This is a genomic window from Candidatus Dependentiae bacterium, from assembly GCA_016871815.1.
Taxonomy (GTDB): domain Bacteria; phylum Babelota; class Babeliae; order Babelales.
On sequence record VHBT01000006.1, the window covers coordinates 24,378 to 33,471 of the forward strand.

Consider the following 9,094-nt stretch of genomic DNA (forward strand, 5'->3'; position numbering starts at 1 on the left):
TAATTGCTGATTATTTTTCACTCAATTTATTTTTTATTGTAGCGACAACTTCTTCAAACGCAGAACTTGCAAATAAGCACTCTTTTACTTCTGAAGCACAACCTTGAATCACGCAATAACTTCCTGACGTTTTTTTAAAAACAAAAAAGTCTCTATCGGCCGCAGTGTTTGCAACCGACAACTCTTCATGAAACAACAACGCATCGTCTTGAGAACCGGCTACAAAAACACGAAACAGTCGTGAATCATCATTTTGAGCAACCACTGAAGTAATTTCACTGGTCAAAATCGGCTGAATTTTCACACCACTTGATTTTGATACAAAGCAACCAGCATCACAAGCAACAAACTCATCCGATGAAAACGTTTTTTTGAGCACGCCATCAAAAAAAATGCTCACGCGCTCATTGCCCCACACCATCGGCATACTACCAACACCAGTAGCGCGCCTCTCTGAAAAAACTTTTTTCAAGGAACCCAAAGGCAGAGTTCTAACCAAAGGAATCTGCGAAAGCCAACTCGAAGATACCGTGCAGAAAGAACGGCTAGATCCTGCATACAAAAGCGGAAACAACCCTTTTTTTAAAACCACCGAACGAAAAGGGTTTGAATAACAAAAAAATCCACTCAGCAACATACCTAAAACTAAAAAACGCACAGCATGATCCTCTTTTTACAAACAATCTAAAAAGAGGATCATGCGACAAAAAAAGATATCTGACAAACAAAAAAGGAGCATTTCTGCTCCTTTGTACAAATCATGTTAAAAATAACTATTCCGAATACCAGCTACGCGGGGAAGGCGCTCTGCTCTCTTGCGAATTAACCGAGGCAGAGTCATCGTCGCTGTTGCTTTCTGAATCTATGCTTTCAGATGAATACCCATAATAACGGTCTGCGGCAGATGCAAGGTCAAGTCCAGGAAAGATGCTACGAACAGCACACGCATTTTTATGGGTTGTTTCCAACAATATGCGCCGAGCAGACAGAGCTTTAAAAACACGATCCAAATAATTAATACGATCTTGTCGCGCGCCAATAATTTCTGCCAAATCACAAACTTGAGCAGCGTGATCTTTTTCGAATCTGTATTTAATACCATTAAGCATCAAGACACAAAACACTTTTTTGCCATCAACAACTCGCTCACATTTATCAAAAATATTAAGCGCATTTTGGCACCGTTGAGCCTCTACCTCAAAATTTTGAGGCGTAATTTCCCCAGAGACAAGTTGCGTAACAGCAGCTATCATTTCAGCAACAACACTATCATCAGCCGGAAACGGTTCCGAAAAGACAGCACCAGACAGACAGAAAACAATTACTAAAAAGGTTTTTTTATTCATTTTTGTTATTTCTTTTAAACCCTAAAAATTAAACCAACTATCCCAAATATGCACCAAGAAAATATGTCCAACAACGCCAATTAAAAATAATTAAAAATAAGGCCTTTTTTAGAAAAAAGAGCTTTTCGCTTATGAATACGTGTCCATTTTTGAAAAGTAATAAAAATCTTGGCATACTAACGTCATTCACTGTCTTTTTATGAGGATATTATGGCTTTACAAGCTGGCCTGGTTGGCCTTCCTAACGTTGGAAAATCTACACTTTTTAATGCACTTACCAAATCAAGCATCCCGGCAGAAAATTTTCCTTTTTGCACGGTTGATCCACACATCGCGATTACTCAAGTTCCTGACGAACGAATCGAAAAACTTCAGACGCTGTTTAAGTCCGAAAAAAAAATCCCCGCAACCATGCAGTTTGTTGATATCGCTGGATTGGTAAAAGGCGCTTCAAAAGGCGAAGGCCTGGGCAATCAGTTTCTTGGCAACATTATGCAGGTCGATTTGATTATCCACGTTGTCAGATGCTTTGAAAACGAGCTCATTGTTCACGTTCACAACCAAGTTGACCCTATCTCAGATTTCAATGACATCATCTCTGAACTTATCCTCAAAGACATGGACTCTGCTCAAAAACGCAAAGAAAAACTCGAACAACTCATCAAAAGCGCAAAAACCAAGCAATTAAAAGCACAAGAACTCGAGTTATTGGAGCGTGAGCGCGAAATTGTAAACCAACTTGAAGTGCTTTTTAACAAGGAAGATTTATCCGCGATTCAACAGCTTGTTGCTCAAGCAAAAACCGACGGAATCACCCTTGTCCCTTTCTTATCAGGAAAACCATTTTTGATTGCTGCAAATTTTGACGAAGATTCATTTGCAGATGGTTCATACAAAAATTCTGTATTTTACAGCAGACTCATCGAAAAATTTGGGATCGATTCGATTATTCCGGTATCCGCTAAAATCGAAGCCGATTTGGCGCAACTTTCTGAAGAAGAAGCAGCAGAAATGAGAGAAGTTCTTGGTATTACCCAGTCTGGACTTGATGAACTCATCCAAAAGACCTACAAAAAGCTTCAACTGATGTCATATTTTACCTGTGGGCCAAAAGAAATTCACACCTGGACCATCAAAAAAGGAACCAACGTCCAGAAAGCAGCGGGAGAAATTCACTCAGACCTTGAACGTGGGTTTATTGCGGCCGATGTGTACAACGCACAAGACCTTTTTGCACTTGGATCCGAAGCCGGGCTACGCAATGCAGGAAAACTACGCACCGAAGGTCGTGACTACATCGTAAAAGACGGCGATATTTTAAATATTAAATTTAACGTTTAAAAAACCGCTCAAACTCACATTTAAAAAAATGTATGAGAAACCCCCTGGATTTTAAAGGCCAGGGGGTTTTAAACAAATCTAAATAAATTAAGCAGCTAAAGACTTAAGGTCCAAGAGAGCTTTACGTTTTTCTGCTCGAGCTTTCACTATACCCTGAATAATATCTTTAAATTCACGAACTTCTGTTACATTAGAAAGATTGAGGGTACACAGTTCAATTACAAGGTCCTGTCGATTAATTGCATTTTCATACAGTTGACGGTAAACCTGTAGAGCTCCAAGCGATTCAAAGTTCTTAACAACTTCATTTGCAAGGGCAATACTTCCATCAATTGCGCGAGAAACTTCCATCATTTTTTTTCTAATTTCACGGCGCTCATCAAAAGAAATTGTTTTATTTCTTCTCATTACCTCAGCAAATGAATAGTTTTCGGGCAAATCAAATGTCGTTGGCAAATCATCAACACCCTCTTCTGAATGAAATGACTCAGAGGCACTACTCACGGATGAAGCTTTATGTTTAAGCTTTTTTAAATTAATGCGCACTGGACGTTTATATCCTTTTTTACGAATATCCCCAAAAGATGTTTTTCTACGAATATCCCTTTTGTGAGAAGAGACAGTAGAACCAGTGTCACTCCCAAGATCACTGTGATATCCACCAGCAAAAAGCCCATCAAACAATAAACACCCTACAAAAAAAAGAATTATTTTTTTCATAAAACACGACCAAACAAAACATATGTAATATATTTTTGATCGTAACCTATAAAAACGTGCTGATTATTTTTAAAAAAAAGATTTTGGGTATCAGCTTTTTTGTTTAAATTTTAAGGGGAAAAATTTTCACATCGAAAAAAACAGCTCGTTTTTTTCTAAAAACATTATTTTTTGTCTCAATAATTTTTTATAAAAAAGACCAATTTTTGAGCAAATTGTGAGCAAAAGTAAAAAAATCGCTATCCTGATAAAGAAAATTAAATGATAACACTACAAAAATATGGTTACACCGCTCGCTCCATTTGGAGAAATAATCGAAAGCTCTCTTAAAACAATCAAAGTTTTATGTTGGGACGCCCACAATCTGCCATCGTTTGGCCAAATTATCTCTTTTTCGTTTAATAACCTTAGAGCGTATGGAATCATAACCGAGATGGTTACAGAATCGATTGATTCTCAGCGAACACCATTTGCATTCAAAAAAACACCTGACGAATTGCAGCGCGAACAACCACAAATCTTCTTATTCATTCAAACCGTCTGCACGGTTGTAATCGTTTGGCACGAGCGCCAATCCTTCCCGCGAGAAATAAATACTCTGTCGCTGCCATCTCCCGCACCACTCCACACCTGGGCTCATGCAACCCCAGACGATTTTTGCAAAACAATTATTAGCAATCGGTTTTTGCTCGAAACACTTTCCGACCGGCTAGCCCCTGAAATCATGGATGATTGCGTTATCACTCTTGTTACCCTGGCGATACAACATAATAAAATTGAAAAAAAAGAGCTTTTTGAATTTGTTGAATCGTATTCGCAAGGACTCAACCATTCACTCAAACGAGCACAGCGTTTTTTGCAAAATATCGAACAATTAATTACACACAAAAACAATTAAACTCAAAAAAATCAAAAAAATGGTGTTTTTCGGGTCGTTATTCAAGTTTTTTGCACCAATTTTAAATAAATCTAAACTAAGAGGTGAAAACACAATCCTTTTTATGATGATTTATAGATGTTTAAATTTAATAGATTTGTACTTACGATAACCTCTTTTTTTTGCGCAATGACTCTCCCGGCTGAACCTGTAGCCGAAACGCCGGCAGTTCCAACCCTCGTAAAAACAAGCAAGCGCACGTTTTGCCCTATTCCTGACGCAGAAGTTTATTACCATCAAACAAAAACACTCCCAAAAACAGATCTTACCTTATCAGTCGACAGCAAAAAACTTTCAGAACAATTTGCAAGGCAACCAAGCCAAAGAAGAGCTTTAAAGCGAAATTTTAATGATTTTAAAACGCTTTATGACCTTTTTAGTAAAGAAAATGCCGCAACGTTGACCATGATCGTCGGCGAAGAAACCTATCTTTTGAGATACTGGACCACAAACTACATTCAAACAACCACCTATTCTAATGTAACAAAACAAACAAACCATTATTCAAAAAAAGTGATTCATGTGGAATCAAGCAAAGAAAAACTTCCAGCTCAGATTCTTCACTTCATCTTAGCAGCCTCAACTCCAGACAGCTTTTTGTCTGCCTATGCTGGTGAACTTTTTGGCGCAGGACTGCTTACAACAAGCGCAATACTTTTAAAAATCCCTTCATGGAAAAGAGCTGGAGCGCCTGCATATCCAAAAGACTCGCGCCTAACTATTGAAAGATTTAATCAACTTGTTGATGAATTTACCATCAAAACAAATACTATATTTCCCGAAGACTCTCGATTTGAATATTCATTAACTCCAGTATCCACAAAGCCACTCATTTCGCGGCTACAAAAAGTCTACGATTCCACCTGGCCCAAATTCCCCTCAACCATTGACCCAATACCTACGGAAAAAAAAGTGGTCTTTGTCAAAGCGCCTTATGTCGATGCCATAAACCATCTTGCACAAAAAGGTTTTTTCGGTGGAAATGAAGATAAATCCCAAGTACGATTTTTATTCACAACGGTAAATGCCTTTTCGCCAGAATCGCTGGCAACGCACAGAAATATTTTACGCAACAATGGATGGATAGTTATTATCATCAACGACACAGATACTTCTTTAAATGATGATAAATCAACCCAACAAACAATCTACAGAAAAACATTTGCAAGAAGACAATCACGCTCAGAAACTCATGGGAATGTCACGACAACGACCCCATGGAATCAATCATATCTTCATGCCGATTTACCAGCATGGTATATCATTAATCCGGAGAAGAACGCGGAAAATTTTATTTATTACATGGAATCAGATAATACAGCAAATCAATGGAGTTTTTTCCGTCAAAAAAAAGATTATTCACCACTTCAGCAACTTGCCATCTTTACTCTCCGCAAAAAAGTACACGGCGCGGAATTAAAATTCATCGCAGAAACGAATAGACGACTTGCAGAAGTAGAAGAATTATTAAATACCTACGCCATTCTAGGTCTTAATCAAACCGCGAATGATAAAGAAATAAAACAAGCACTCAGAAATAGGTCAAGACAGACTCATACGGATAAAACAAAAACAGATGATGCATCTGATTTCCAAGTGGTAACAGCTGCTGGCTCAAGACTTACAAATCCTTATACAAAAGCAGCTCTTGATGTATTTCTTCAAAACCCACGTTGGTATATTTTTATAGCGTACACTAATTTCATCACGGCTATAAACGCCCCGAGCGGTAGAGATGAATCAGAGTTTTCAACATACCCAGATGAGGATGAAAAAGAAGAACTTTTTTTAACCTTCCTTCAAGAATGCGATCAAATAATAGCTGAAAAGAGCGCTCCTCGCTCTGACGATGAAGCACCACAATCGGATGAAGCACCCCAATCGGATGAAGCACCACAATCGGATGAAGCTCCACAATCGTTGGTCGATCAATACACTCAAAAGGGACTTATCTCCGGAGAAACCCCTGCAAAACGCAGCCGAAGAGCAACTGATCGAGCAACCGCAGCTGCCCAGCATCGTGCTACTATTTGGGAACAAATAAGCAGAATTCCAGCTTCAATAACCACGCCAGGCAAAAAAAGTATGTTTGTTCCTATACAAGAAAATACCGAACTTGCTAATCATATTGAGTCGCTTAACACTTTTTGTACTGAAAACCCAACAGCCGTCGCTCTTGTGATTGCACCTGCACACTCAATTTTGAGCAATGAAAGTTGGAATCTTGGTGATATTTCAAAAATTCAAACTTTTTTAGATGAAGGAAGAATTCGATTATTGGTAGTCAACGATACAAATCTCGATTTTTGTGATGAAAATATTAATTCCATAAATGAAAAAACCTCTCCTTTCTCGCACAAATGTATAATAAAAACTTGTTTTTCAAATCTCCTTCAGGCTCACGGGATAACAATAATTAATCCAGAAAAAAGAGGTGCTTTTAAAAATAACAACACAAAACGAACATCCTTCGACGAGTTAAAACATGTTACCAAAGCATATGCAGCTAAAGAATTTGATAACCGGCGAAAATCGTGAAGTGCAACAGTACCGCTGGAAAGAATCACCTCGGCTGAATTCGATTTTGAAAATATCATCATCTGTAAAACTTGCATCGGTACTTCAGTTCATTCCGTTTAATTTCCCTACTTACCCTTGATGACGCAACATGTATCCGTAGCCCAATCGATCTACTCGACATTCCTGTTGATTTATATGCAAAAATTTGAAATCGTTGATCTCGGGTTAAATGAGAATAGTGCATAGGTTTTATCCTTTTTGGATTTCTAAGGTCTCAAAAAGCACTATTTTTTCATTTAACCCTTTTTTGCATCTTTTTTTACTGGGTAGTGCACTTCAATGTTTAACTTGCGACCTGTTTACTACTCAAGCCACCGAAGATGACGCTACTGATGACTCAGACGGAGATGCGGCTTAAAAATTCGCCGATTATTTTGTGATAAATAAAAAAAAGATACAGCGACGATACAAAATCGCTGTATCTTTTTTTTATTCGTAGTAAAACTGCTGCATCAGTCGTTTTTTGTCTCGGTGATCCCAACGTATGAAAAAATATATTCTTGTCACGGGAGCTGCTGGATATATCGGCTCTCATATTGCTTTTTTGTGTGCGCAGTCAGATTTTTTTGTGATTGGGATTGATATCAAAACAAATCCCGCCTTGCTCAATAACCAACTCATTACGCTGGTAACCGGCGATTGCACTGAGCAAACAACTATCACTGAATTATTCAAAAAATATTCATTTCATGCCGTTATTCATTGCGCATCACTCATCGAAGTACACGAATCGGTAATCAACCCCGAACGGTACTACCACAACAACCTTCTCTCGACACTAAATATTTTGCATGCGATGCGCACTCACCACGTTAAAAATATCATTTTTTCATCCAGCTGCGCCGTGTACGGCACACCGATGTACACCCCGATTGACGAAAAACATCCAAAAAACCCAATATCTCCCTATGGAACCACAAAAAAAATAATCGAAGATATGCTGCTTGACTATGCTGCTGCATACAAATTTAACGTTGTTTCTCTCAGGTTTTTTAATGCAGCCGGCGGATGGTACCAACATGGTCTTGGCGAAAGCCACACCCCCGAAACCCACCTTCTGCCACGGCTCATTTCTGCCGCGATTACAAAAAAACCTATTGATATTTTTGGGACAGACTATCCAACGCCAGATGGCACCTGCATCAGAGACTTTGTGAGTGTTGGTGACATTGCGCGCGCACACCTTGCAACGCTTCACTACCTGCACGCTGGAGGGGCATCAACAGCTATCAACCTGGGAAGCGGGCGCGGATTCTCACTCCTGCAAATCATCCTGCAGCTCGAACAACAGCTCAACACTCAAATTACCGTAAACTACAAACCTCGCCGCGATGGCGATCCTGCAATCTTGATTGCCAACCCACATCTTGCAACAACACTGCTCGGTTGGACAATAACCGAACCGATTCACGTAATTTTGCAGCAAGCGTTACATTGGCAAACGAAAAAAGGTTTTTAAGAAATTCAAAGGCAGCGATTAAATTATTTATTAGCTTTTTTTACTTTTTTATAAACAATTTCACGAGGCTCAATAAAATCGATTAAAATCACATCTTCTTGACGACGAAAAATAATCCTGGTTCCATCGCTCACTTTATACCGTAAAGCGTCAACACCACCCTTCATCACCTCAATCTTTGAATTTTGAAGATGAAAGCACATACACAGCAAAACCTCTGCTGTTTTGTGGTCAATATCAGCTTTTTTAACAGTATTTGAAAATCGAACAGAATACGAAAATTTATATTCATTCTGCTCAAAGGCTAGATTAAAGCCATTTTTAACATCCTCAGAGCAAGCCGCAACAACATCTTCCCAGATTCCACCCAACGAGAGTAACACTTCTATTCCTGAAACAGGAACATCAACCACGTTTCTTCGTTCTTGATTATCTTCTTTCATTTCGTAAGTGCAACCCTTTTTTTTTTGCGGCATGGTATGCGCACTTAAAGCTGCAAATAAAACAACAAAAATAACTTTGCTTTTAAAATTACTAATCATTTTCTAATCCTTTCAATCGTTAGCTTTAATTCAATCCCAGTTAAATCTTAATTTAAACAGTCAATCAAAGTTTTTAACAGGTATTTAAATTCGACGGAACTGTTTTTCGATTTCTTGCTTAGTCATGCGCCAAATAGTTGGTCGACCGTGGATGCACATATGCCTATTT

At 38.6% G+C, this 9,094-nt stretch carries 9 protein-coding genes; 4 read left to right on the forward strand and 5 right to left on the reverse strand.

Annotated elements, in window-relative coordinates:
* Positions 1-10: 10 nt before the first annotated feature.
* Entirely contained in the window at positions 11-658 is a 648-nt protein-coding gene (locus FJ366_02045) for a hypothetical protein (GenBank protein MBM3894353.1), read from the reverse strand.
* A gap of 115 nt (positions 659-773) precedes the next feature.
* Positions 774-1,346 carry a hypothetical protein gene (locus FJ366_02050; GenBank protein MBM3894354.1) on the reverse strand — a complete coding sequence of 191 codons (573 nt, stop codon included), beginning with the start codon at positions 1,344-1,346 and terminating at the stop codon, positions 774-776.
* Between the two features lie 210 nt (positions 1,347-1,556).
* On the opposite strand from FJ366_02050, the gene ychF reads away from it, so the two are divergent.
* Positions 1,557-2,687, forward strand: coding sequence for a redox-regulated ATPase YchF (gene ychF / locus FJ366_02055; GenBank protein MBM3894355.1), 1,131 nt, complete (start codon positions 1,557-1,559; stop codon positions 2,685-2,687).
* A gap of 87 nt (positions 2,688-2,774) precedes the next feature.
* Here the strand turns inward: ychF and FJ366_02060 are convergent, their stop codons facing one another.
* Entirely contained in the window at positions 2,775-3,407 is a 633-nt protein-coding gene (locus tag FJ366_02060) for a hypothetical protein (GenBank protein MBM3894356.1), read from the reverse strand.
* A 280-nt stretch (positions 3,408-3,687) separates the two neighbouring features.
* On the opposite strand from FJ366_02060, the gene FJ366_02065 reads away from it, so the two are divergent.
* Positions 3,688-4,305: a hypothetical protein gene (locus FJ366_02065; protein MBM3894357.1), complete on the forward strand. Its 618-nt coding sequence runs from the start codon at positions 3,688-3,690 to the stop codon at positions 4,303-4,305.
* A gap of 117 nt (positions 4,306-4,422) precedes the next feature.
* On the forward strand, positions 4,423-6,882 hold the full coding sequence (locus tag FJ366_02070; GenBank protein ID MBM3894358.1) for a hypothetical protein: 2,460 nt from the start codon (positions 4,423-4,425) through the stop codon (positions 6,880-6,882).
* Positions 6,883-6,940: 58 nt separating this feature from the next.
* Here FJ366_02070 and FJ366_02075 read toward each other — a convergent pair whose 3' ends face one another.
* Complete coding sequence (locus FJ366_02075; protein MBM3894359.1) at positions 6,941-7,108, reverse strand: helix-turn-helix domain-containing protein; 168 nt, start codon at positions 7,106-7,108, stop codon at positions 6,941-6,943.
* A gap of 300 nt (positions 7,109-7,408) precedes the next feature.
* On the opposite strand from FJ366_02075, the gene galE reads away from it, so the two are divergent.
* Positions 7,409-8,383 carry a UDP-glucose 4-epimerase GalE gene (gene galE / locus FJ366_02080; GenBank protein ID MBM3894360.1) on the forward strand — a complete coding sequence of 325 codons (975 nt, stop codon included), beginning with the start codon at positions 7,409-7,411 and terminating at the stop codon, positions 8,381-8,383.
* Positions 8,384-8,406: 23 nt separating this feature from the next.
* Here galE and FJ366_02085 read toward each other — a convergent pair whose 3' ends face one another.
* Positions 8,407-8,925, reverse strand: coding sequence for a hypothetical protein (locus FJ366_02085; GenBank protein ID MBM3894361.1), 519 nt, complete (start codon positions 8,923-8,925; stop codon positions 8,407-8,409).
* Positions 8,926-9,094: the final 169 nt, after the last annotated feature.